The organism is Defluviimonas sp. D31 (assembly GCF_033436765.1).
GTDB lineage: Bacteria > Pseudomonadota > Alphaproteobacteria > Rhodobacterales > Rhodobacteraceae > Albidovulum.
In genome coordinates, this window is sequence record NZ_JAWQFN010000006.1 from 206337 (window position 1) to 230140 (window position 23804).

27 protein-coding genes are annotated in these 23804 nt (G+C 66.7%); 17 read left to right on the forward strand and 10 right to left on the reverse strand.

Features of this window, described 5'->3' with window-relative positions:
• Nucleotides 1–1583 (reverse strand): phosphoenolpyruvate carboxykinase (locus R5H32_RS12965; protein ID WP_318339103.1); only part of this gene is annotated, 1583 nt, incomplete at its 3' end.
• Between the two features lie 182 nt (nt 1584–1765).
• Here R5H32_RS12965 and R5H32_RS12970 point away from each other — a divergent pair.
• From R5H32_RS12970 to R5H32_RS13005, 8 genes are read left to right on the forward strand one after another with little or no spacing between them, the layout of a single operon-like run.
• The gene (locus tag R5H32_RS12970; RefSeq protein ID WP_318339104.1) at nt 1766–1936 is read left to right on the forward strand and encodes a hypothetical protein; all 171 of its coding nucleotides are present in this window, start codon (nt 1766–1768) and stop codon (nt 1934–1936) included.
• 21 nt (nt 1937–1957) lie between these two features.
• Entirely contained in the window at nt 1958–2659 is a 702-nt protein-coding gene (locus R5H32_RS12975; RefSeq protein WP_318339105.1) for a response regulator transcription factor, read from the forward strand.
• Entirely contained in the window at nt 2656–4386 is a 1731-nt protein-coding gene (locus R5H32_RS12980; protein WP_412099019.1) for a sensor N-terminal transmembrane domain-containing protein, read from the forward strand. Before R5H32_RS12975 ends, R5H32_RS12980 begins: the two co-directional genes overlap by 4 nt.
• Complete coding sequence (locus tag R5H32_RS12985) at nt 4383–4817, forward strand: HPr kinase/phosphatase C-terminal domain-containing protein (protein ID WP_318339107.1); 435 nt, start codon at nt 4383–4385, stop codon at nt 4815–4817. Before R5H32_RS12980 ends, R5H32_RS12985 begins: the two co-directional genes overlap by 4 nt.
• Before the next feature lie 11 nt (nt 4818–4828).
• Nucleotides 4829–5749, forward strand: coding sequence for an RNase adapter RapZ (gene rapZ / locus R5H32_RS12990; protein WP_318339108.1), 921 nt, complete (start codon nt 4829–4831; stop codon nt 5747–5749).
• Nucleotides 5746–6147, forward strand: a complete 402-nt coding sequence (locus R5H32_RS12995) for a PTS fructose transporter subunit IIA (RefSeq protein WP_318339109.1) — start codon at nt 5746–5748, stop codon at nt 6145–6147. Before rapZ ends, R5H32_RS12995 begins: the two co-directional genes overlap by 4 nt.
• 11 nt (nt 6148–6158) lie before the next feature.
• Nucleotides 6159–6428 carry an HPr family phosphocarrier protein gene (locus tag R5H32_RS13000; RefSeq protein ID WP_318339133.1) on the forward strand — a complete coding sequence of 90 codons (270 nt, stop codon included), beginning with the start codon at nt 6159–6161 and terminating at the stop codon, nt 6426–6428.
• 22 nt (nt 6429–6450) lie between these two features.
• Entirely contained in the window at nt 6451–7320 is an 870-nt protein-coding gene (locus R5H32_RS13005; RefSeq protein WP_318339110.1) for a lysophospholipid acyltransferase family protein, read from the forward strand.
• A gap of 13 nt (nt 7321–7333) precedes the next feature.
• On the opposite strand, the gene R5H32_RS13010 is transcribed toward R5H32_RS13005, so the two are convergent.
• Complete coding sequence (locus R5H32_RS13010) at nt 7334–8209, reverse strand: 3-hydroxybutyryl-CoA dehydrogenase (protein WP_318339111.1); 876 nt, start codon at nt 8207–8209, stop codon at nt 7334–7336.
• A 162-nt stretch (nt 8210–8371) separates the two neighbouring features.
• Here R5H32_RS13010 and R5H32_RS13015 point away from each other — a divergent pair, with 162 nt between their 5' ends.
• The 3 genes from R5H32_RS13015 (at nt 8372) to R5H32_RS13025 (ending at nt 11130) form a co-directional block, all read left to right on the forward strand.
• Nucleotides 8372–9169, forward strand: coding sequence for a DUF6473 family protein (locus R5H32_RS13015; RefSeq protein WP_318339112.1), 798 nt, complete (start codon nt 8372–8374; stop codon nt 9167–9169).
• 160 nt (nt 9170–9329) lie between these two features.
• Nucleotides 9330–10622 carry a sulfite dehydrogenase gene (soxC, locus tag R5H32_RS13020; protein ID WP_318339113.1) on the forward strand — a complete coding sequence of 431 codons (1293 nt, stop codon included), beginning with the start codon at nt 9330–9332 and terminating at the stop codon, nt 10620–10622.
• Nucleotides 10609–11130, forward strand: coding sequence for a c-type cytochrome (locus R5H32_RS13025; RefSeq protein ID WP_318339114.1), 522 nt, complete (start codon nt 10609–10611; stop codon nt 11128–11130). Before soxC ends, R5H32_RS13025 begins: the two co-directional genes overlap by 14 nt.
• A gap of 57 nt (nt 11131–11187) precedes the next feature.
• Here R5H32_RS13025 and R5H32_RS13030 read toward each other — a convergent pair whose 3' ends face one another.
• Together R5H32_RS13030 and R5H32_RS13035 are read right to left on the reverse strand one after the other, a co-directional pair.
• A complete protein-coding gene (locus R5H32_RS13030) occupies nt 11188–12114 on the reverse strand; it encodes an electron transfer flavoprotein subunit alpha/FixB family protein (RefSeq protein ID WP_318339115.1) in 927 nt (308 codons plus the stop codon).
• Nucleotides 12114–12875, reverse strand: a complete 762-nt coding sequence (locus R5H32_RS13035) for an electron transfer flavoprotein subunit beta/FixA family protein (protein ID WP_318339116.1) — start codon at nt 12873–12875, stop codon at nt 12114–12116. Before R5H32_RS13035 ends, R5H32_RS13030 begins: the two co-directional genes overlap by 1 nt.
• 191 nt (nt 12876–13066) lie before the next feature.
• Between R5H32_RS13035 and R5H32_RS13040 the strand changes: the two genes are divergently transcribed.
• Complete coding sequence (locus R5H32_RS13040; protein ID WP_318339117.1) at nt 13067–13426, forward strand: VOC family protein; 360 nt, start codon at nt 13067–13069, stop codon at nt 13424–13426.
• Nucleotides 13427–13458: 32 nt separating this feature from the next.
• Here the strand turns inward: R5H32_RS13040 and R5H32_RS13045 are convergent, their stop codons facing one another.
• The 4 genes from R5H32_RS13045 to R5H32_RS13060 all read right to left on the reverse strand — a co-directional run bounded on the left by R5H32_RS13045 (nt 13459) and on the right by R5H32_RS13060 (nt 15739).
• Nucleotides 13459–14031, reverse strand: coding sequence for a cob(I)yrinic acid a,c-diamide adenosyltransferase (locus R5H32_RS13045; RefSeq protein ID WP_318339118.1), 573 nt, complete (start codon nt 14029–14031; stop codon nt 13459–13461).
• Complete coding sequence (locus R5H32_RS13050) at nt 14031–14240, reverse strand: twin transmembrane helix small protein (protein ID WP_318339119.1); 210 nt, start codon at nt 14238–14240, stop codon at nt 14031–14033. Before R5H32_RS13050 ends, R5H32_RS13045 begins: the two co-directional genes overlap by 1 nt.
• An 87-nt stretch (nt 14241–14327) precedes the next feature.
• Nucleotides 14328–15155 (reverse strand): SDR family NAD(P)-dependent oxidoreductase, encoded by an 828-nt coding sequence (locus tag R5H32_RS13055; protein ID WP_263335794.1) that lies wholly within the window; start codon nt 15153–15155, stop codon nt 14328–14330.
• A 68-nt stretch (nt 15156–15223) separates the two neighbouring features.
• On the reverse strand, nt 15224–15739 hold the full coding sequence (locus R5H32_RS13060; RefSeq protein ID WP_318339120.1) for an SH3 domain-containing protein: 516 nt from the start codon (nt 15737–15739) through the stop codon (nt 15224–15226).
• 136 nt (nt 15740–15875) lie between these two features.
• Between R5H32_RS13060 and R5H32_RS13065 the strand changes: the two genes are divergently transcribed.
• The 3 genes from R5H32_RS13065 to R5H32_RS13075 are packed head-to-tail and all read left to right on the forward strand — an operon-like array spanning nt 15876 to nt 20574.
• Nucleotides 15876–18221 carry a DNA topoisomerase IV subunit A gene (locus R5H32_RS13065; protein WP_318339121.1) on the forward strand — a complete coding sequence of 782 codons (2346 nt, stop codon included), beginning with the start codon at nt 15876–15878 and terminating at the stop codon, nt 18219–18221.
• Between the two features lie 23 nt (nt 18222–18244).
• Nucleotides 18245–19450, forward strand: coding sequence for a DUF898 family protein (locus R5H32_RS13070; RefSeq protein WP_318339122.1), 1206 nt, complete (start codon nt 18245–18247; stop codon nt 19448–19450).
• Nucleotides 19447–20574, forward strand: coding sequence for a M48 family metallopeptidase (locus R5H32_RS13075; RefSeq protein ID WP_318339123.1), 1128 nt, complete (start codon nt 19447–19449; stop codon nt 20572–20574). Before R5H32_RS13070 ends, R5H32_RS13075 begins: the two co-directional genes overlap by 4 nt.
• Nucleotides 20575–20614: 40 nt before the next feature.
• Here the strand turns inward: R5H32_RS13075 and R5H32_RS13080 are convergent, their stop codons facing one another.
• The gene (locus R5H32_RS13080; RefSeq protein ID WP_318339124.1) at nt 20615–21418 is read right to left on the reverse strand and encodes a hypothetical protein; all 804 of its coding nucleotides are present in this window, start codon (nt 21416–21418) and stop codon (nt 20615–20617) included.
• Between the two features lie 109 nt (nt 21419–21527).
• Nucleotides 21528–22892 (reverse strand): cytochrome P450, encoded by a 1365-nt coding sequence (locus R5H32_RS13085; RefSeq protein WP_318339125.1) that lies wholly within the window; start codon nt 22890–22892, stop codon nt 21528–21530.
• A gap of 116 nt (nt 22893–23008) precedes the next feature.
• Here R5H32_RS13085 and R5H32_RS13090 point away from each other — a divergent pair, with 116 nt between their 5' ends.
• Together R5H32_RS13090 and R5H32_RS13095 are read left to right on the forward strand one after the other, a co-directional pair.
• Nucleotides 23009–23605: a hypothetical protein gene (locus R5H32_RS13090; protein WP_318339126.1), complete on the forward strand. Its 597-nt coding sequence runs from the start codon at nt 23009–23011 to the stop codon at nt 23603–23605.
• 92 nt (nt 23606–23697) lie between these two features.
• The coding region (locus tag R5H32_RS13095) for a GTP-binding protein (RefSeq protein ID WP_318339134.1) at nt 23698–23804 on the forward strand (107 nt) is incomplete at its 3' end.

The window sequence follows — 23804 nt, forward strand, 5'->3', positions numbered from 1 at the left end:
GCCTTCACGTCGGCGTCGATGAACGGCACATATTGCGAGAAGTTTTCCGCGAACATCGCGACCAGTTTCTTCGCCTGCGCGTCATAGGCCGCACCATTACCCCAGGTCCGACGCGGATCGAGCAGGATGTCTGCGACGCCGGCCACCTTCACCGGCACATCAAAGCCAAAATTCGGGTCCTTGCGGAACTCCGCCTTGGCGAGCGAGCCGTCGAGCGCCGCGGAAAGAAGCGCGCGGGTCGCCTTGATCGGCATCCGCGAGCCGGTGCCGTAGGCGCCCCCGGTCCAGCCGGTATTCACCAGCCAGCAGGCCGCGCCATGTTCCGCGATCTTCGCCTGCAGAAGCTTGCCGTAGACCTCCGGACGGCGTGGCATGAACGGCGCGCCGAAGCAGGTGGAGAAGGTCGGCTCCGGCTCGGTCACGCCGCGCTCGGTTCCCGCAACCTTCGAGGTGAAGCCCGACAGGAAGTGGTACATCGCCTGCGCCGGGGTCAGCCGGGCGATCGGCGGCAGCACGCCGAAGGCGTCGCAGGTCAGCATCACGATGTTCTTCGGATGCCCGCCGAGCGCGGTCGCCGAGGCGTTCGAGATGTAGTCGAGCGGATAGGCGCAACGCATGTTGGCCGTCAAGCTCGAATCCTCGAAATCGAGATCCTTGGTCTCGGGATCGAAGACCATGTTTTCGATCACGGTCGAGAACTTCTCGGTCGTTGCGTAGATCTCCGGCTCCGCCTCGCGGGAAAGCGAGATCGTCTTGGCGTAGCAACCGCCCTCGAAGTTGAACGTGCCCTTCTCCGACCAGCCGTGCTCGTCGTCGCCGATCAGCGTGCGCGCGGGATCGGCCGAGAGCGTGGTCTTGCCGGTGCCGGAAAGGCCGAAGAATACCGCGGTGTTCTCGGGCTTGCCGATCGCGTGGTTGGCCGAGCAATGCATCGCCATCACGCCCTTGCCGGGCAGGATGTAGTTGAGAAGCGTGAAGACCGACTTCTTGTTCTCACCGGCATAGGCGGTGCCGCCGATCAGGATCATCTTCCTGTCGAAGTTGAGCGCGATCACCGTCTCAGAGCGGCAGCCGTGGCGCTCGGGGTCGGCCTTGAATGACGGGCAGTTGATGATGGTGAACTCGGGGATGAACGTGTCGAGTTCGGCGCGCTCCGGCCGGCGCAGCAGGTGGCGGATGAAGAGGCCGTGCCAGGCCAGTTCCGTCACCACCCGCACGTCGAGCCGGTGCTCGGGATCGGCGCCGGCATAGAGATCCTGAACGAAATAGTCGCCGCCCTTCATGTGGGCCAACATGTCGGCATGGAGCCGGTCGAACGCCTCGGGATCCATCGGCCTGTTGTTGTCCCACCAGATCGAGTCCTCGACCGAGGGGGTGCGCACGACGAACTTGTCCTTGGGCGAGCGGCCCGTATGCTTTCCGGTGGTGACGAGGAACGAGCCGCCCTTGCCGAGCGTGCCCTCGCCGCGTTTCAACGCCACCTCGACCAGCGCCGGTTCGAGGAAGTTGTAATAGACGTTGCCAAGCCCCGCGATGCCCTGATCTTCCAAGCGGTGCGAGGGGTTCACCCGTCCATTTGTCATATGCATGCTCCCGATGCCGTCGCGCGGCGATAACTGGGTTCGAATGTGCACACGCCCCGGCCTGTCGGGACGCCGGCCAGACCCCGGCGCGGGGTCGACGCGGACCCTATATCATGTCGCTAGAAGCTTGGAACAGAAGGCATAGTCCGGTTTAGCGCCACCAGTTCGGGTTTAGCGCAATCATGCGTATCACGGTGGCGATGAAACGGCGGCGATGTCGAAAACTGCGGCAGATCGGTCAGTTTCGTGCTTTTTTCGTCGCGCCTGATTCGCCCCTGCTGCGCAGATTCGCATATATCGGTTGCGTCGAGCGCCCGGAAATCGGACTATGGACCATAAAACAAGGCAATTGAGAGCAGAATAAGGAAATGGACATGTCGAGGATCGCGCTGGTCGACGACGACAGGAATATCCTGACGTCGGTCTCGATGACGCTGGAAGCCGAGGGCTTCGAAGTCGAAACCTACAATGACGGTCAATCCGCACTGGACGCCTTCAACAAGCGCCTTCCGGACATGGCCGTGCTGGATATCAAGATGCCGCGGATGGACGGGATGGACCTCCTGCAGCGGCTCCGGCAGCGGACGTCGATGCCGGTTATCTTCCTGACTTCCAAGGACGACGAGATCGACGAGGTGCTGGGCCTCAGGATGGGTGCGGACGACTACGTCAAGAAACCGTTCTCGCAGCGGCTCCTGGTCGAGCGGATCCGTGCGCTCCTGCGCCGTCAGGAGGCGATCGCCACCGGCGAGGTGGCGACGACCGAGGAAACCAAGATCATGACGCGCGGCAGCCTCGTCATGGATCCCTTGCGCCATTCGGTGAGCTGGAAGGGCCGTGACGTTGCGTTGACTGTGACCGAATTCCTGCTTCTTCAGGCACTTGCCCAGCGGCCCGGCTTCGTCAAGAGTCGCGACCAGCTGATGGATGTGGCCTACGACGATCAGGTCTATGTCGATGACCGCACCATCGACAGCCACATCAAGCGGCTGAGAAAGAAAATGCGGACGGTGGATGACGAGTTCTGCGCGATCGAAACGCTCTATGGTATCGGGTATCGCTACAACGAAGAATGAACGCCGCCACGGGGAACATCTTGCGCGATCAAGCTGAGCCTCGCCGCGCGGATGTGGTCCTCGGCGAGGACTGGACCGCGCCCGAAGGAATCGTCGATTCCGAGATTCGCGCAAGCCGAGAGCGGCGCGGCTTCATATCGCTCAACCGCTCGCCTCTCGCGCGGAAGATCATCACCTTCAACCTGATGGCGATGATCGTCCTGGTCGGCGGGGTGCTCTATCTAAACCCGTTCCGAGACAGTCTCGTGCTGCAGCGCGAGAGCGGCCTCGTCGCCGAGGCGCAGATCATCGCCGACGTGTTCGAGGCGCAGCTTCCGCTCTCCGGCCCGATCAACCTCGCCACCGGCGACGGCGTCGATGCGGCCCGCACCGTGAGCGGGATCGAGCTGCCAGAGGGCGCCGAGATCTTCGTCTTCGACACGATGGAGAACCTTGTCGTCTCGACGGTTGGCATGGAGCGCGCGGCGCCCGAAGAGGTCGCCGGTCTGAGCCGCGACCATCGCTCGACACTGATCACCGACATACTCAACACGGTCTGGGAAGCGATCGCCGGATTGCTTGCCCCGAAAGGCGCGGAAGAAACGATCCTCGCGACCGAGGACAAGGCCCGCGATCTCGTCCCCGGCGCGCTCGCCGGCGAGACCCAGATCCACACCGGCCGCGACCCCGCCGGCGAGGCGATCTTCACCGTCGCCACCCCGATACGCAACGGCGAGACTGTCATCGGTGTCGTCGCGCTCACTTCGGTCGCCGGTGAGATCGACCAGCTCGTCCGGGTCGAGCGCGAACAGGTGCTGCAGATGTTCGTGATCGCGATCATGGTGTCGATCGGCCTGTCGCTGGTTCTTGCCTCGACGATCGCCAACCCGCTGTCCGACCTTGCCGCCGCCGCCGAGCTTGGTCGCGACAAGAACGCCCGCAAGATGAGCCCGAACCGGGTCCGCATTCCCGACCTCACCGCGCGGCCCGACGAGATCGGCCGGCTGTCGGGCGCGATGCGCGGAATGGTCTCCGCGCTTTACGAGCGTCTCGAGGCGAACGAGCAGTTCGCCGCGGACGTCGCCCACGAGATCAAGAACCCGCTCGCGTCGCTTCGCTCGGCGGTCGGAACGCTGCGCGTCGCCAAACGCGATGACCAGCGCGAAAAGCTTCTAAAGGTCATCGACCATGACGTTCGCCGCCTCGACCGGCTGGTCAGCGACATCTCCAACGCCTCGCGGCTCGACAGTGAACTGGTGAGGGAGGAAGAGGAAACCTTCAATCTTCTGAAGATGCTTGGAAACCTCACCGAGTACCTTGGCCAGGAGGCGAAGGCCAAGAGCGTCGATTTCATCTCGGACCTGCCGCCCGAGCCGATCGTGATCCAGGGCCTCGAGGGCCGGCTGGCGCAGGTCTTCGTCAACCTCATCACCAACGCGATCTCGTTCTGCCAGGAGGGTGACGCGGTACGGGTCTGGGCGCGCAAGCGCGAGAACCGCGTGCTCGTGGTGGTCGAGGACACCGGACCCGGCATCCCCGACCAGGCGCTGACCAAGATCTTCAAGCGCTTCTATTCCGAGCGACCCGAAGGCCAGTTCGGCGAGCATTCCGGACTCGGCCTCGCGATCTCCAAGCAGATCGTCGAGGCGCATGGCGGCGTGATCTGGGCCGAGAACATCCGGCCTACCGATGCGGACCTCACCTCCGATCCGCTCGGCGCACGCTTCGTCGTGGGTCTCCCGGTATGAGCGGCGAGGGCGCGGAGGGCGTAATCCTTCACGCCGGCTGCGTCGCGCTGAACGGGCGGGGTGTGCTTATCCTCGGCCCCTCGGGCTCCGGCAAGTCCGCGCTGGCGTTGCAGCTCATGGCCTATGGCTGCGACCTCGTCAGTGACGACCGCACCGAGGTTACGGTGCACGACGACGCGCTTGTGGCCAGTGCGCCGGAGCCGATCCGTGGCCGTATCGAGGCGCGCGGCGTCGGCCTGCTCGCCGCCGAGCCGGATCGCGATGCCCGTCTGGTTCTGGTCGTCGATCTCGCGCATCTGGAGCCAGAGCGGTTGCCGCCCTGGCATGTGCATGAAGTGCTCGGCATCGAACTGCCCCTTCTTCACAGGGTCGAGAGCCCCCATTTTACTGCGGCGATCCTGCAGTATCTTAAGGCAGGGCGGGCTGCCTGACGGAGTATAAGGTGAAAACCGACGATCAAAACGCAGAGGCTGGCCAGCGCGTGGTGCTGGTGACCGGCCCCTCGGGTGCAGGGCGCTCGACCGCGATCCACGCGCTCGAGGATCTTGGCTACGAGGTCATCGACAACCTGCCCTTCAGCCTCATTCCCCGACTGATGGACGGCCCACCGCTGAACCGGCCCGTCGCGCTTGGCATCGACGTGCGCAACCGTGATTTCTCGGCCAATGCGCTGATCGAGCTGATCGACCGGCTGACACGGCTGCCCGAGCTTGCGCCCGAGGTGCTCTATCTCGATTGCCGCGAGGAGGAACTGGTGCGCCGCTACGGCGAAACCCGACGCCGCCATCCGCTGTCCGGCGCCGAGAGCCCCGCCGAGGGCGTCAGAAGCGAGATCGACCTGTTGATCCCGATCCGGGCGCGGGCCGAGGTTCTGGTCGACACCAGCGATCTCACGCCGCACGACCTCAAGGCGGAAATCACGCGCTGGTTCGCGCCGGGCGCCGACGCGCGGCTTTCGGTCTCGGTCCACTCGTTCTCTTACAAGCGCGGGGTACCGCGCGGGCTCGACATGATGTTCGATTGCCGGTTCCTGCGAAACCCCTATTGGGAGCCTGCATTGCGCAGTCGCGACGGCCAGGATGCCGAGGTGGCCTCCTTCGTCGAGGCCGATCCGCGATTCGCCGAGTTCTTTGCACGGATCCGCGATCTCCTGCTCCTGGTGCTGCCCGCCCATGTCGAGGAGGGCAAGAGCCACCTCGTGATCGGGTTCGGATGCACCGGAGGGCAACACCGTTCCGTTGCCGTCGCGGAAAAGATGGCCAAGGCGCTTGCGGCTTCCGGATGGCAGGTGTCTAAGAGGCACCGTGAACAGGAACGGCGGGCGGGTGGGTCGCCCGGAACTTGGCAGGGTGACAGGGCGTGATCGGGATCGTGATCGTCGCACATGGCGGACTGGCGCGGGAATACCTTTCCGCGGTCGAACATGTCGTGGGCAAGCAGCCCGGCATGCGCGCCATTGCGATCGAGGACGACCATGACCGCGCCGCCAAGCAGGCCGAGATCCGCGCCGCCGCCGATGCTGTCGACACTGGCGACGGGGTTGTGGTGGTGACCGACATGTTCGGCGGTTCGCCGTCCAATCTCAGCCTCGGCGCGTGCCTGCAGGACGACCGCCAGATCCTCTACGGTGCCAACCTGCCTATGCTGATCAAGCTGGCCAAGTCGCGCCATCTCAGCGTGCCGCAGGCCGCGGCCTCAGCACTTGATGCGGGACGCAAGTACATCAACACCTATGTAGGTTCTGGGCAGGGCAGCAAATGAGCGCGGGTACGATGGCCGGACGCAGCCTGAAGATCATCAACGAAAAGGGCCTGCATGCCCGCGCCTCGGCGAAGTTTGTCGAGGTGGTGGAGGCGCATGACGCCTCCGCCGAGGTCAGCCGCGACGGGATGAGCGTCTCGGGCGATTCGATCATGGGGCTCCTGATGCTTGCGGCTTCCAAGGGCACGTCGATCGAGGTCACCACCAGCGGCAACGACGCTGCGAAACTCGCCGATGCGCTGGAGGCGCTGGTTGCCAACCGCTTCGGCGAGGATTACTGAGCCCGGATTGGCACCGGAGGACATGCGGATATTGGACGACCGACGCAAGACAGTGACGACCCCGCCCGAATCCAAGCCCTACGAGATGCGGCGGCTGTCCTATGCGGGCACGTTCAAGAATCCGGTCAAGGCGGGCACGATCCGCACCATCGAATGGATGACCGGCAAGTTCCACCTCCTGCGCAAGATCCGCGCGTTCGAACGCTCCGGCGTGCCCTTCGGCCAGCCGTTCTGGCCCAAGGCGATGGCGGCGATGGGGATCGAGATCCGGACTCCGGCCGACCAGATCGCCCGGATTCCCCGGACCGGCCCGGTCATCGTCGTGGCCAACCATCCGCACGGGCTCGTCGACGGAATGGTGATGGCCGAACTGATAGGCCGGGTGCGGACCGACTACAAGATCCTGACCCGCTCGCTTCTTACCGGCATTCCCGAGATCGAGGAATTCCTAATCCCTGTGCCGTTCCCGCACGAGGACAATGCCCGCGAACTGAGCCTCGACATGCGCAACCGGTGCATGGCGCATCTGAAGGCCGGCGGCGTGATCGTTCTCTTTCCGGCCGGAAAGGTGGCGACGACCAAGGGCTTCTTCGGCCCCGCGATCGAGCCGGAATGGAACCCCTTCACCGCGAAGATGGCGACGCGTTCGGCTGCGACGATCCTGCCGATCTACTTTCCCGGTGAGAATACAAGGCTCTACCACGTCGCCGACAAGATCTCCGCGACATTCCGGCAGGGGCTCTTGCTGCACGAGATCCGCCGCGCGCTCTACAAGCCGCAGGCGCCGGTGATCGGCCACCCGATTCCGCCCGAGGCGGTGAAGGCCTGGGCGGGCGACACCCGTGGCATGCTCGCCTGGCTGCGCGAAACGACCCTGGCGCTGAAGGACTGAGCCGCCGGCCTGCTCAGCGCGTCGGCACCGGCACCTCGCCCCGATAGTCGTAGAAGCCGCGGCTCGTCTTGCGGCCGAGCCAGCCGGCCTCGACATATTTGGTCAAGAGAGGGCAGGGCCGGTACTTGGTGTCGGCCAGCCCCTCGTGCAGCACGTTCATGATGGCAAGGCAGGTGTCGAGGCCGATGAAGTCGGCCAGCTCCAGCGGCCCCATCGGGTGGTTGGCGCCGAGCTTCAGGCTCTCGTCGATCGAGCGCACCGAGCCCACGCCCTCGTAGAGCGTGTAGACCGCCTCGTTGATCATCGGCATCAGGATGCGGTTGACGATGAAGGCTGGAAAATCCTCGGCGCTCGCCGCGGTCTTTCCGAGCTTCTCAACGACCTTCAGCATCGCCTGGTAGGTCGGGTCGTCGGTGGCGATGCCGCGGATGAGTTCCACGAGCTGCATCACCGGCACCGGGTTCATGAAGTGGAAGCCCATGAACTTTTCCGGCCGGTCGGTGCGCGAGGCAAGCCGGGTGATCGAGATCGAAGAGGTGTTCGAGGTCAGGATCGTCGTGGGTTTCAGATGCGGCTGCAGATCCTCGAAGATCGCCTGCTTGACGGTCTCGCGCTCGGTCGCGGCCTCGATGATGAGGTCGGTCTGTCCGAGGTCGGTGAGCTTCAGCGTCGTCCGGATCCGCTTCAGCGCCGCCGTCTTGTCCTCTTCGGAGATCTTGCCGCGCGACATCTGCCGGTCCAGGTTGCGGTCGATCAGCGCCACCGCCTTGTCGAGCGCGTCCTGGCTGATATCGGTCATCAGCACGTCGAAGCCTGCGAGTGCGAAGACATGGGCGATGCCGTTGCCCATCTGGCCCGCGCCGACGATTCCGACCGATGTGATTTCCATTGCCCAACCTCGCTGCGATTTGCGCAAGACCATAGGCACCGCCGGCGTCCGGGCGCAAGGCATATCCCGCCGTCACTCCTCTCGCGGAAACGCGCCTTAGGCTTTTGGCAAGGCCTGTGGCGCAAATTGAACCCGGACGAGTCGAAATCAAGGTGCGATCCGATGACCTGCGAGTTCGTGCGCGCTACGGCGCTGGATTACTTCCCCTGCCGCTATGGACAGTCGAAAGTGATGTTCCGGGGGCCACGCCGCCGGCTCGATGGCCGCTACGTCGCCGTGCTCGGCGGGACCGAGACATACGGCAAGTTCATCGAGGAGCCCTATCCCGCGCTCGTGGAGAAGGCGCTCGACCTGCCAGTGGTGAATTTTGGCTGCATGAACGCCGGTCCCGACGCCTTCCTGGCAGAGCCGGCGGTCCTCGCGGCTTGCGCCCGGGCACAGGTCACCGTGATCCAGCTCTTGAGCGCCCAGAACATCACGAATCGATTCTATGCCGTGCATCCGCGCCGCAACGATCGGTTCCTGCGCGCCTCGGCGCAGATGAAGTCGATCTTCCCCGATATCGATTTCACCGAGTTCAACTTCACTGGCCACATGCTCGGTGCGCTCAAGGAGGCGGCGCCCGACAGGTTCCGGCTCGTGGCGGAGGAGCTGAAGGCCGCCTGGACCGCGCGGATGCGGCTTCTCCTGCAGAAGATCGACACGCCGACGGTGATCCTCTGGCTGCAGGCCGAGAACTCCGCTGACCCGCTAGTGCTGAATGACGCCATGATCGCGGCGATCCGGCCCTTCGCGACCGACTTCCTTCGTGTCACGCCGAGTGCCGCGGCGCGCATGAGCGGCACCGAGGGGATGCATTTCGCTCCGCTGGAGGAACCCGCCGCCGCGACGATGCCCGGTCCCCTGGTCCACCGCGAACTCGCCGAGGCACTGGGGCCGGTCCTGCGCCGGCTGCTCTGACCGGGCTTGCCGCGGGGCGTGGTCCCCGCGTCATATAGGCCAGTTCCGGCCCGTCCTCCGCGATAACGCAGGTCTGTGCTATCCTGCGGGCCACGCGGCTTTCAAGACCGCGGCCGGAGGCCCGCCGAGCAGATCCGATCAGCAGCGGGAGGGACATCTCATGAAACGCGCAACCGACCATCCCTCGGTCCTCGACCATGTCGCGGGCGGCGGGCTCCTCAGCCGACGGCTCTTGCTCCAGGGTGCCGTCGCGGGTGGCGGTGCGGCCCTTGCCGGCGCCGCCATAACGGGATCCGCGCGGGCGCAGGAAGCGATCCCCGAATGGGCGACCGTCGCGGGCGAGCGGGCCCGCGGCTACGGCATGCCCGCCGAGGCCGAAGCCCATGTCCAGCGCGCGATCCTCGAGCCCTACGCCGACGTCGCGCCGCAGTTCAGCCTCTCGGGCACGCCGCATCACCGGCTGCGCGGCACGATCACGCCGAACGGCCTGCATTTCGAGGTCCATCACGGCGGCCGGCCCAATGTCGACCCGGAGCGCCACCGGCTGATGATCCACGGCCTTGTCGAGCGGCCCCTGCAGTTCGACCTCGCCGCCCTCGAGCGCTATCCGATGGTGACGGCGACGCATTTCCTCGAATGCTCCGGCAACAGCCTTTTCAACGCGATCATGCCGGAGCCGATGCAGGCGGGGTGCGACTTGCTGCACGGGCTTCTGTCGAACACCGAATGGACCGGCATCCCGATGAACGTGCTCCTCGACGAGGCGGGGGTGAAGCCCGAGGGTCGCTGGCTCGTCGCGACCGGCGGCGACGGGCCGAGCCTCGCGCGCTCGATCCCCATCGAGAAGCTGATGGAGGACGCGATGCTCGCGCTCTACCAGAACGGCGAGCGGATCCGCCCCGAGCAGGGCTACCCGATGCGGCTCCTGCTGCCGGGCTTCGAAGGCAACATGAACGTCAAGTGGCTCACGAGCCTCTGGGCCACCGACGCGCCGGCCCATACCAAGCACGAATCCGGCGAATATACCGAGATCCTCGCCGATGGTTCCTCGGTGAAGTTCACCTTCGCGATGGGGGTGAAATCGGTCATCACGCATCCCTCGGCGACGATGACGATGAGCGGTTCGGGCTTGTACGAGGTCTCCGGCATCGCCTGGTCGGGCGCGGGGCCGATCCGCAAGGTCGAGGTCTCCGCCGATGGCGGGGCGAGCTGGGCCGAGGCGGAGCTTCAGGGGCCGGTCCTGCCACGCGCCCTAACCCGATTCCGCTTGCCCTGGGCCTGGGAGGGAGCGCCCGCCGTGCTGATGAGCCGGGCGGAAGATGCGACCGGCGCCGTCCAGCCGACGCGGGAGGCGTGGAAGGCGCGCTACGATCCGTCGAACTTCCTGCACTACAACGCCATCCAGCCGTGGCAGATCACGGCCGAAGGGGAGGTGCAGAATGTCTATGCGTAAACTCCTTGCTGCCGCCCTTCTCCTGGTCCCGGCCAACGCCGCCTCCGCCGAGGGGCCCGGCCTCGGCCAGCCGCTCGCGGAGGAGGAGATCCCGTTCTACGCGCGTTACGTCATGCCTGACGGGCGCGGCCTGCCAGAAGGCAGCGGCACCGCCGCGGCGGGCTCCGCGATCTGGGGGGAGAAATGCGCCACCTGCCACGGCGCGACCGGGATCGAGGGGCCGGTCATGCCGCCGGTCGGTCCGAACGATGTCTGGGCCAAACCGGCCGGGCGCTATTGGCCCTATGCGACAACGCTGTTCGACTACATCCGCCGCGCCATGCCGCTCGACGCGCCGAAATCCCTGAGCGACGACGAGGCCTATGCGCTCGCCGCCTTCATCCTCGCCGCCAATGGCGTGATCGGCGAGGGCGATGAGATGAACGCCGAGAGCCTGCCCAAGGTCGTGATGCCGAATCGTGACAACTTCCTCGACGTCTGGGCCAAGCAGGGCGCGACGCCCTGGTGACGAAAAAGGCCCGCCGGAGGGCGGGCCTTTCGAACCTTTGCCTGCGCAGCCGAGGGCTCAGAGCTTCTCGGTCAGTTCCGGCACGGCGGTGAAGAGGTCGGCGACGAGGCCGTAATCGGCGACCTGGAAGATCGGTGCCTCTTCGTCCTTGTTGATCGCGACGATGACCTTGGAGTCCTTCATGCCGGCGAGGTGCTGGATCGCGCCCGAGATGCCGACCGCGACGTAGAGCGCCGGCGCCACGACCTTGCCGGTCTGGCCGACCTGCCAGTCGTTCGGCGCGTAGCCCGAGTCGACCGCCGCGCGCGAGGCGCCCACGGCCGCGCCGAGCTTGTCGGCGAGCTTCTCGATCAGCGCGAAGTCAGACTGCGAACCGACGCCGCGGCCGCCCGAGACGACGATGCCGGCCGAGGTCAGTTCCGGACGGTCAGAGGTCGCGACCTTGTCCTCGAGCCACTCCGAGAGGCCCGGATTGGCGGCGGCCGAGATGGTCTCGACCGCGGCCGAACCGCCGGCGCCAGCCGGATCGAAGGTCGCGGTGCGGATCGAGACGACCTTCTTGCCGTCCGAGGATTTCACGGTCTGGATCGCGTTGCCGGCATAGATCGGGCGATCGAACGTATCGGCGTCGACGACGCCGGAGACGTCCGAGATCACCATCACGTCGAGAAGGGCCGCCACGCGCGGCAGTACGTTCTTCGCATCGGTCGTCGCCGGGGCGACGATGTGCGAATAGTCACCGGCGAGCGAGACGATCAGCGCCGCGGTCGGCTCGGCGAGACGGTGGCCGAGCGACGGGTCCTCGGCGCAGAGCACCTTCTTCACGCCGTCGAGCTTGGCGGCCTCGGCGGCGGCCTCGGCGGCCTTGGCACCCGCGCAGAGCACGGTCACGTCGCCGAGCTTCTTCGCCGCCGTCAGCGCCTTCGCGGTGGCATCGACCGACAGCTGGCCGTCGGTCACTTCGCCCAGAAGAAGAACAGCCATCAGAGCACCCCCGCTTCGTCTTTGAGTTTCGCGATCAGCTCGTCGACCGAGCCGACCTTCACGCCCGCCTTGCGGCCGGCCGGCTCCGACGTCTTGACGACGGTGAGGCGCGGCGAGACGTCGACGCCGTAATCGGCGGCGGTCTTTTCCTCGAGCGGCTTCTTCTTCGCCTTCATGATGTTCGGCAGCGAGGCGTAGCGCGGCTCGTTGAGGCGCAGGTCGACGGTCACGATGGCCGGCATCTTGACCTTGATCGTCTGCAGGCCGCCATCGACCTCGCGGGTCACGACGGCGCTGCCGCCCTCGAGCTTGAGCTCCGAGGCGAAGGCCGCCTGGCTCCAGCCGAGAAGTGCCGACAGCATCTGGCCGGTGGCGTTCATGTCGTTGTCGATCGCCTGCTTGCCGCAGATCACCAGGCCCGGGCCTTCGGCTTCGACGACGGCCTTGAGGAGCTTCGCGACCGCGAGCGGCTCGATGTCGGTGTGGACGTCGTCGGCCGCCTCGATCAGGATCGCGCGGTCGGCACCCATGGCGAGCGCGGTGCGCAGCGTTTCCTGCGCCTGCTTCACGCCGATCGAGACCACGACGATCTCTTCGGCCTCACCGCGTTCCTTGATGCGGATCGCCTCTTCCACGGCGATCTCGTCGAACGGGTTCATCGACATCTTGACGTTGGCGAGATCGACACCCGATCCGTCCGCTTTCACGCGAACCTTCACGTTGTAATCGATCACCCGCTTCACAGGCACGAGCACCTTCATGGCCAGCAATCTCCCTTAACCGGACACCGCCCCCGTCGGGAGCGGCAAGACAAGCTCTCGGAGGACCCCTTAGCGATTCTGCGGCAAGGAAAACAGTGCAAAATCGACACGAACGGTCGCGGGGACGCCACGATATACCTTGGCGCGGCGAAATGTCGTAGTCTCGGGGCAGCAAGCGGAGGGTCTGCACGATGGAAAAGGTTCTGGGCTTCGGCGGGTTCTTCTTCCGGTCCCGGGATCCGGCGGCGCTCGCAGCGTGGTACGAGACCCACCTCGGGATCGCCCCCGCGCCGACGGACATGGAGACGCCGCCGTGGCGAAGCGCCGAGGGAGTCGTCGTTTTCGCGCCCTTTCCGAAAGATACGGATTATTTCCCGCCCGACCGTGCATTCATGCTGAATTTCCGGGTAGCCGACCTCGCCGCGATGCTGGCGCAACTCCGGCAGGCGGGAATCGCCGTCAGCCACGAGATGACGATGGAGGGAATCGGCAGGTTCGCCCGCATCCACGACCCCGAGGGCAATCCGATCGAGTTGTGGGAGCCGGCCTGACGGCTACCGGTTCGGCCCCGCCGTCCGCTTCGCTACCGGTTCGCGCCCGGAACCCAGAGCACGTCGGCGCGGCCGTCGTCATTGGCGATGCGGGCGGCGACGAAGAACCAGTCCGAGAGGCGGTTGAGATATTTCACCGCCGCGGGGTTCACCGATTCCGCATCCGCGAGTTCCACCACCATCCGCTCGGCCCGGCGCGACACCGTGCGCGCAAGGTGCAGATGCGCGGCGAGCGCCGAGCCGCCGGGCAGGATGAAGCTTCTGAGCGGCGAGAGCTTCGCGTTCATCGCGTCGATCTCGGATTCGAGCCGGGCGACCTGCGCGTCGACCATGCGCAGCACCGGATAGCCCGCCTCGCCGTCCTTCTCCATCTCGGGCCGGCAGAGATCGGCGCCGAGGTCGAAGAGGTCGTTCTGGATCCGGGCAAGCGCCGCGTCCATTTCGCCTGTCGCGTGCAGACGCGTAAGGCCGAGGACCGAGTTCACCTCGTCCACCGTGCCGTAGGCGGTCACGCGGGCCGAATGCTTGGCGACCCGGCTGCCATCGCCGAGCGCGGTTTCGCCCTTGTCGCCGGTCCTGGTGTAGATCTTGTTGAGGACGACCATCAAAGACCTCCCCGGCCGCTGAAGATGACGAAGGCGAGGATCAGCGCCACGGCGATCGCCTGGGCGATGATCCGGTAGCGCATGATGCGGTTGGCATGCTTGCGGTTGAACTCGCCGCCCTTCGCGAAGCCGCCGATCCCGATCATCAGGATGACGAGCACGGCGAGGCACGCGAATGCCGCGATGAGAAAGAGCGGGTCCTTGGTCATGCTGCCTCCCTGGGTCGAAAGTGTTCTAGCGCGGGCGCGCGCCGCACGCCAGCGCCGCGCAAGCTGGCCGCGCGCATCTTCTCGTGATCAGCCGCGGCCGATCAGCCAGTGCAGCGCGCGCGTCGGCAGGAGCCGGCGCGCCGCGTTCATCAGGTAGGTCGGCGTCGTCACGAAATAGCGCGGCGCGGGATTGCGCGCCTCGACCGCCTGCCGGAGCTTCGCCGTCACCGCCGCGGCCGGAAGCTCGAACCGGTCGGAGCCGCGGCCCTCGTAGAGCCGTTTGAGCAACGTCGTCCGGTACTGTTCGGCCCGCGGCGAGTGTTCCCAGTCGATCCAGCGCTCGAAATGCGGGATCGAGTTGACGCGGATCCGGCTGGTGATCGGGCCGGGCTGAATCAGGATCACCTTGATCGGCGTATCGGCCATCTCGATCCGGAAGGTCTCCGTCAGGCCTTCCATCGCGAACTTGGTCGCGACATAGGCGCCGCGCCAGCGCATCGGAACGAGGCCGAGCACCGAGGAGCAGTTGACGATCCGCCCGTGGCCCTGCTTGCGCATCACCGGCACGATGCGCCGGGTCAGCTCGTGATAGCCGAAGAGGTTGGTCTCGAAGATCTCACGCAGGGCGCCCGTGGGCAGATCCTCGACGGCGCCGGGGCAGCCATAGGCGCCGTTGTTGAAGACCGCGTCGAGCGTGCCGCCGGTGCGCTCCAGAACCTCGTCCACCGCCGCGCCGATGCTCGCCTCGTCGGTGTAGTCGAGCCGGAAGCTCTCCAGCCCCTCGGCGCGGAGCCGCTCGCAATCCGCCTCCTTGCGGCAGGTCGCGAACACCCGCCAGCCGGCGCGCTTCATCCCGTGCGCCGCGTCGTAGCCGATCCCGGAGGAACATCCGGTGATGAGAATGCTTCTAGTCATGCCTGTCCCCTGCCGCCGCCTCTGGCTAGGCGGTTTCGGCGGCGCTGGCAATTCGCGATCGGCAGGGATCAGTTCGCGGCGGCGTCGACCGGCTCCAGATAGCGGCGCGAGACGAAGCCGGTGCGCCCGCTGACGCCGAGCCGGACTTCGAGCCAGGCGCCGTCCGTGGGGCCGTGCACCCAGACCGTGTCGCCGCCCGCAAGCGCCCCGAACACGGGATGACGCGCCGACGGGCCCGCGCGGATGTTGAGCCGCCGCGCGGTGACGCGCCAGAGTGTCGGCAGGTCGACCGGAATTGCCTCGAGCGTGGCGGCGCTCGGCGCGGGCGCGGCAGGCAGCGTCGCGGAGGTGTCCACGACCTGGATCTGCTCGACAGGTTCCGGGAGCGAGTCGGCAGGCGAGACCTCGGGCACGACGGTTTCGGTCGCGACCGGCACGACCAGATCGGCCGGGTCCGGGGCGTCGGGAACGGGTGTCTCGTTAAGGTCCGTCGGTGCGGTGACCCGCACCGCGTCCATCCTCTGGCCGCCAATCAGCATCGTCAAATACATGGCGGCGCAGAGGCATAGGCTCCAACGGAGCATGTGCCTTCCCCCCGCAAATCAATGACAATCAGTCTACACTGGAACGGGTGAAAAGTGGACGCGATTCGCGCGTCGCGGGCTTGCTTCCGGGAAATTCCGGCTGGACCGGATGGCGCCCGCGATTTACACCACATGCATGAGTGACGATACCGACGACCGCAACATCCTGCCCGCAACCCTGTCCGAGCCGCTGTCGCGCGCGATCGGCGAGCGCTACCTGACCTATGCGCTCTCGACCATCATGCACCGGGCGCTGCCGGATGCGCGGGACGGGCTGAAGCCGGTCCACCGCCGCATCCTCTTCGCGATGCGGGAGCTGAAGCTCTCCTCGACCGGCGGCTTCCGCAAGTCTGCGAAGATTTCGGGCGACGTGATGGGGAACTACCACCCGCACGGCGATGCCGCGATCTACGACGCGATGGCAAGGCTCGCGCAGGATTTCAACGTCCGTTATCCCCTTGTCGATGGGCAGGGCAATTTCGGCAATATCGACGGCGACAACCCGGCGGCCTCGCGCTACACCGAAGCGCGGCTGACGGCTGCGGCCGAGGCGCTGATGGAGGGGCTGGCCGAGAACGCAGTCGACTTCCGCCCGAACTACGACGGCACGCTGGAAGAGCCGGTGGTGCTGCCCGCCGCCTTCCCGAACCTTCTCGCGAACGGCGCCTCGGGCATCGCGGTCGGCATGGCGACGAACATCCCGCCGCATAACCTCCATGAGCTGATCGAGGCCTGCCTGCATCTGATCAAGGCGCCGGAAGCGCGCGACGAGACGCTGGTGGGCATGATCCCCGGGCCCGATTTCCCGACCGGCGGCGTGATCGTCGAGCCACGCGAGTCGATTCTAGATGCCTACCGCACGGGGCGCGGCTCGTTCCGCCTCCGCGCCCGCTGGGAGGTCGAGGACCAGGGTCGCGGCACTTGGCAGATCGTGGTCACCGAGATCCCCTACCAGGTGCAGAAGTCGAAGCTGATCGAGCGTCTGGCCGAGGTGATCCAGACCAAGAAGGTGCCGCTGCTGGCCGACGTGCGCGACGAGAGCGCCGACGACATCCGCATCGTGCTGGAGCCGCGGTCGAAGAACGTGGACCCCGAGATGCTGATGGGGATGCTGTTCCGCAACTCCGACCTCGAGACCCGCTTCAGCCTCAACATGAACGTGCTGATCGACGGCCGCACACCGAAGGTCTGCTCGCTGAAGGAGGTGCTGCGCGCCTTCCTCGACCACCGGCGCGACGTTCTGCAGCGCCGTTCGCGGCACCGGATGGACAAGATCGATCACCGGCTGGAGGTCCTCGAAGGCTTCATCACCGCCTTCCTGAACCTCGACCGCGTCATCGACATCATTCGCTACGACGCCGATCCCAAGGCCGCGCTGATGGCCGAGGACTGGAGCCGGAAGCGGGGCCGTGCCGCGACCGAGCAGGACTATATCTCGCCTCTCTCGTTGCCGCATACTGCGGACGGTCTCAGCGAGGTGCAGGTCGAGGCGATCCTCAACATGCGCCTCAGGAGCCTGCGCCGGCTCGAAGAGATGGAGCTTCTGAAGGAACGCGACGCGCTGATGCTGGAACGCGCCGGGCTCGAGGACCTTCTCGCCTCCGAGACGCTGCAATGGGCGCGGATCGCCGAGGAACTGCGCGAGACCCGCAAGGCTTTCGGCCGTGACGCGCCGGGCGGCGCGCGGCGCACGACCTTCGCCGACGCCGCCGAGGTCGAGGAGGTGCCGCTCGAGGCGATGATCGAGCGCGAGCCGATCACGGTCATCTGCTCGAAGATGGGCTGGATCCGGGCGATGAAGGGGCATCAGCCCTTGGATGCCGAGGTCAAGTTCAAGGACGGCGACGAGGGCCGCTTCGTCTTCCACGCCGAGACGACCGACAAGATCCTGCTCGTCGCTGCCAACGGCCGCTTCTACACGCTTCTCGGCGCCAACCTGCCCGGCGGGCGCGGCATGGGCGAGCCCGTGCGGCTCATGGTCGACCTGCCGAACGAGGCGGAGATCGTCGATCTCCTGATCCACCGGCCGGGCGAGAAGCTGATCGTCGCCTCGACGGCTGGCGAGGGCTTCACCGTGCCGGCCGACGAGGTCGTGGCGCAGACCCGGGCGGGCAAGCAGGTGATGAATCTCTCTGAGGGCAACCGGATGGCGGTCTGCAAGCGGGTCGCGGGCGATCACGTCGCCGTGGTCTCGAAGAACCGCAAGTTGCTGGTCTTCCCGCTCGAGGAACTGCCGGAGATGACCCGCGGCAAGGGCGTGCGGCTCCAGAAGTACAACATGGCGCGCGGCCGGCAGGGGGTGCTGGAGCTTGACGGCGGGCTTTCCGACGTCGCCACCTTCACGCTGGCCGAGGGCCTGACCTGGGCGATGCCGAACGGCCAGACCCGGCGCGAGATGGGAATTTCCGAGTGGATCGGCCGCCGCGCCGGGGTCGGCAAGACCCCGCCGCACGGCTTTCCGCGCGACAACAGGTTTACCTGACCCGTAACCAGAAGGACCATTTGATGAGTTTCAACGACCGATTGACGGCAAGTTATTCGGGCGGCCGGGGGCCCTTGTTCGGCCTCGCCTTAAGGACCGCCCTCCTGACCCTTCTCACGCTCGGCATCTACCGGTTCTGGGCCAAGGCGCGGATCCGCAAGTACATCTGGTCCTCGATCCGGCTCGGGTCCGACACACTGGAATACACCGGCACCGGGCTCGAGAAATTCCTCGGCTTCCTCGTTGCGGTGGTGGTGCTCGCGGTCTATCTCGGCCTCGTGCAGCTCGTCCTTTTCTATTTCGGCCTGCATTTCGTGATCGAGCCGCAGACCGAGGCCGAGATCCTCATGCAGATGTCGTTCTTCTACCTCTCGTTCTTCGCGCTGGTGCCGCTGATGCTCTTCGCGCGCTACCGGGCGCGGCGCTACATGCTGGCGCGGACCCGGTTCCGGGGCATCCGCTTCGGCATGGACAAGGCCGCCTGGGGCTATGTCTGGCGCGCGATCGGCCACGGCATCCTGACGTTCCTGAGCCTCGGCCTCCTGTTGCCGCGCCAGACCTTCTGGCTCGAGAAGTACAAGACCGACCGCAGCCATTACGGCGACACGCGATTTGTGCAGGGCGGCAAATGGACGGCGCTCTATCCGGCAATGAGGGGCTATTTCCTTGGGATTGCTCTTCTCGTCGCGAGCATCGCTTACATAGCCATGTCGGGGCTGGGTTCGGCCGATCGGATCGCTCTCGTCCAGTTTTTCCCTCTCGGATTCATAGCCGTATTTGGGTTTGGCTTTGTCTACTACCGGGTTCACAGCTACCGCTACCTGACGACGCAGAAGACGCTCGCCGGCGCGGTTGGCTTCCTCGCCCTGCCACGCACCGGACGGGTTCTCGGCATCTACATCGTCGGCGCGCTGGTCGTCGGCCTCGTCGTCTCAGTACTGTTCGGCGTCATCGGCGGCGTGGTCGCCGTGAGCGTGGCCGCGGCGGAGAACGGCGCCACGCCCGGAGTGGGGTCCGTCCTCGTCATCGCCGCGCTCTATCTCGTGGCGCTGGCGATGCTCGGCGCGCTCGCTCTGGTCTTCATCATCCAGCCCGTCATCGCCCATTTCACCGAGACGATGACCGTCCTCAACCCCGCCGCGCTCGACGCCGTGCGCCAGCGCGCCCATGACGCGGGCGCCGATGCCGAGGGCTTCGCCGAGGCGCTCGATCTCGGTGCGGCGGTGTGAAGGGGCCCGAGGGACCGGTCGAGGCCGCCTTCTTCGACGGGATGACCGCGCGGCGCTGGGCCGCGCGGATCGCCCCGGCGCGGGACGGGCTCTCGCTCGTCATCCTGCGCGAGGGGGCGGCGCCCCTCAGCTGGCGGTTCGATCGGCTCCGGGCGCTCGCCGACCAGTCCGACGCGACGCGGCTGACGCTGACGGTGCTGGCCGAGACCGAGGACGAGGCGCCGCGCGATCCCGCGCGGCTCGTCGTCACCGATCCGGCCGCCGTCGCCTGGCTTCTTCGCACGCGGCCCGGGCTGATGCGCCGAGACCTGCGCGCGGGCACCTTCCGAAAGGTGGCACTCTGGCTCGGCGGCGCGGTCGCGGCGGTCGTGGTGATGCTCTACGTCATCCTGCCGGGGCTCGCCGACTACCTCGCCGAGCGCCTGCCGCGCGAGACCGAGGTCGCCTTCGGCCGCTCGGTGATGCGCCAGGTCGAATGGATGGTGAGCGACGAGAACGGCGCCGACCTTGCCTGCACCGATGCCGAGGGGCTGGCCGCGCTCGAGGCGATGAAGACGCGGCTCGTCGGCGGGCGAGACCTTGGCTACGAGATCGAACTCAGGGTCTTCGACCACGAGATGGTCAATGCCTTCGCCGCGCCGGGCGGCCAGATCGTGCTCTTCCGCGGCCTCATCGACGAGGCCGAAAACGCCGAGGAGGTCGCCGCCGTCCTCGGCCACGAGATCGGCCATGTCGTGGCGCGCGACCCGATCCGGCTCACGCTCCGCGCGGCCGGTTCGACGGGGATCCTGTCGCTGATACTCGGCGACGTCACCGGCGGCACGGTGATCGCGGCGGCGGGCGAGCATGTGCTGCAGACCGCCTACACCCGCGAGGCGGAGGCGGCGGCGGATGATTTTGCCTACGGGCTCCTGAACGAGGCCGGTATCAGCACCGCGCCGATGGCGGGTTTCTTCGACCGGATCGCGAAGATGACGGACCTCCTGCCGGAATACCTCTCCTCGCACCCCCTGAGTGCCGGCCGCGCCGAGGCCGCGCGGATGAATGCCGCCGCCCATACGGCGACGGCGCCGGTTCTCAACGCCGCCGAGTGGCAGGCGCTGCGCGGCATCTGCAAGGACTGAAGGGGCGGCTGAGCCCCCCTTCGATCGCGAAGAACGCCGTTCACTTAAGCCCGTAGGCGGCAAGCTCGATCTTCGCCGCCGCGACGAGCAGCATGCCGGCATCGCCAAGGCTCCGCCCCTCGGGCGAGACGCCGGGCAGCGCCGGAGCGATCTCGTCAAGCGCTGAAAGAGCATTCGCGCCGAACGCCTTCTCGCCCGCGGCGGATTCGGCGGCCATGTGCTCGGCCATCGCGCGGGCAACCTGAACGAAGCCCCAGGCATCCTGGTATTCGTGCAACTCCTTCACGGCGCCGTCAGCGACGCCTTCGCCGTATTCGTCGGCCGCCGTGCGGACGAGCGCCAGCATCGCCTGCGCCTCGCCCGCGGCGCCGGCTTGGGCCGCGCCGCGCGCCTCCTCGACCTTCGTCATCACCGCGGCGAAGGCCGCTTCGACGTCGCCCGCGTCGGCACGTTCCTCGACCGTCGCGGCGAGCGCGGTCAGCTCTTCGGCGAAGCCCGCGATCCCGGCATCTTCGAGATGTGCGGCGAGGTCGGCGTAGATCTCGTCTTGGGGATGCTTCATGTGGCCGACGGCCTGATCGGCGAGCCCGGCCTGATAGAGCGCGACGCCCGCGCGCAGATGGCCCTCGACGAGCCCGAGATCGGTGAGGATCTCCACTGCCATGCCGCTTTCGCCGCCCTGATTCACGGCGAGCCAGAACTTCTCCGGCCCGGTCGCGTCGAAGCCCTGCGTGCCAGCCGCCTGCGCGGCACCGGCCACGGCGAGCCCGAGCGCGGCGCCCGCCGTCAGCGTTGCCAATTTGCGCGGCGCGATGCGGCGCGGGGAAGGGGATGAATCGACCATGTTCGTCTCCTGTTGGTCCGTCGTTCGGGACCGGATTAGGCCCCTCGCCGAAGACCGTCAAGATAAGTCTGACTATTTTTGTCGGAAATTTGCGATCGAATGTACGCGCTCAGTCCGGCTCCACGTTGAGCCAGACCCCGCCCTCGGGCCGGAGCGTCAGGATAAGCACCGGTTTCGGATCGCGCCCTGGAACTGGGGTGAAGCGGAACCGGGCAAGTAACGTCGCGAGGATGATCACCGCCTCCTGCAACGCGAAGGAGGCGCCGATGCAGATCCGCGGCCCGCCGCCGAAGGGCAGGTAGGCGAAGCGGTCGATCGCCTTCGCATCGGCGAAGCGATCGGGGTCGAAGCGGTGCGGGTCGGGCCAGAGCGCATGGTTGCGATGAAGTGCGTAGATCGGCAGCATCACCGTGTCGCCGGGCCGGATCTCGCGGCCGCAAAGCGTGTCATCCGCGCGCGCGGTGCGCGACAGGAAGGCCGCCGGTGGATAGAGCCTGAGCGCCTCGTCGACGATCTGGCGGCAATAGGGCAGGGCGGCGAGGTCCGCCACAGTCGCGGCACGGGCGCCGAGCGCGGCCTTCGCCTCGGCCCGCGCGCGGTGCTGCACCTCCGGGTCGAAGGCGCAAAGATAGAGCGACCAGGCGAGCGTCAGCGCCGTCGTCTCGTGGCCGGCGACGATGAAGGTCAGGAGATTGTCGCGCAGCTCCGTCGTCGTCATCTTGCGGCCGGTTTCGGGATCGGCGCCGTCGAGGAGAAGGTCGAGAAGATCGGGCACGTCATGCGCGCCCTCTGCGCGCCGCTCGTCGATCACGCGGTCGGCCATCGCCTTCATCTCGCGCATCGCCGGGGCCGAGAAGAGCCGCGAGGGCCGCGGCACCCACATCGGCGCGCCGATCACGTCGAGAAGCGTGATCCGCGCCGCCGAGGCGATGTAGGCGTCGAAGGCGGCATGGATCGCGCTGCGGTCGAAGGCCCTTCCGCCAGAGAGCGTGACGTCGGTGATCACTTCGAAGGTCGCCGCGATCGTCTCGATGAAGAGGTTGGCGGCGCGCCCCGCCTGCGCCGCGATCCGCGCCGCCGAGCGTTCGGCGGCCGCGGTCATCACCGGCGCCAGCGCCTGGACATGCCGCGCCGAGAAGGCCGGCGCGGCGGCGCGGCGCTGCCAGAGCCAGTGCGCGCCTTCGGCGATGAACAGGCTCTCGCCGATCGCCGGGCCCAGGATCAGCTTGGTCACGTCGGATTTCGGGTAATCCTCCACCGCTTCCTTGAGGATCCGCCGGTTGGCACCGGGATCCATCACCATGTGCCAGCGCTTGACCGTGCGGCCCGAGACCATTGGCTGCCGGGTGGCGATCTCGGGGATCAGTTCCAGAAGGTTGCGCTGTCCGGTCTTCATGCTCGCCCAGACCCCGAGCGGCCGGGTCGCAAGCGGCACCTGCACCGGTGTCCTTTCGGTCTGCGCCACCTGATCCATCGCGCTCCTCCCGTTGCCAATATAAGTCACTCCGGCGCCGCGCCAAGCGCGGCGGATTGCCCGCACGGGCGGGCTCGGCTATGGCAGGGCAGATGCCAGAGGAGAATACCCCGCCCATGCGCCGTCTCATTGCCGCCCTTTCGGTGCTCCTCCTTGCCGCCTGCGCGGCCGAGGATCTGAGCCGGCCACCCGAGCCGATGGGCAATTTCGCGGTCGGGTATACCATCGTCGTGGCCAAGAACGCCCAAGCCGCGGGGCCGTCGCGCAAGGCCACGGCCGAAGAATGGGAATATGTGCTGAAGGACGCGCTCGAGAAGCATTTCGGGCGTTACGACGGCGACAAGCTCTACCATATCGGGGTTACGGTCGACGCCTATGCGCTGGCGATTCCAGGTGTGCCGGTGGTTCTGAACCCCAAATCGGTGCTCGCGATCACCGTCAACGTCTGGGACGACACCGCCGGGCGCAAGATCAACGCCGAGCCCGAGCAACTCACCGTGTTCCAGAGCCTTTCGGGCGAGACGATGATCGGCTCCGGCCTGACGCAGAACCGGAAGGAGCAGATGGAGGATCTCGCCGCCAACGCGGCCGACGACATCAACGACTGGCTCTTGCGGAACAAGGCCTGGTTCACGCCCGAGGCGGTGGCTGCGCGCGCCATGCTCGCCGCCGCGAATGGCACCGCGCCAAAGCCCCCCGCGGCGACCAACTGACGCTTGATTTTTCCAACACCAGCCGATACGCAGCCGGCGATGTTGACACGGGGTCCCGGTCGGGCCCCCCCAGAGCATGAGGCGCCCGCGATATGGCAAAGGCAAAATTCGAACGGACGAAACCGCACGTGAACATCGGGACCATCGGTCACGTTGACCACGGCAAGACGACGCTGACGGCGGCGATCACGAAGTATTT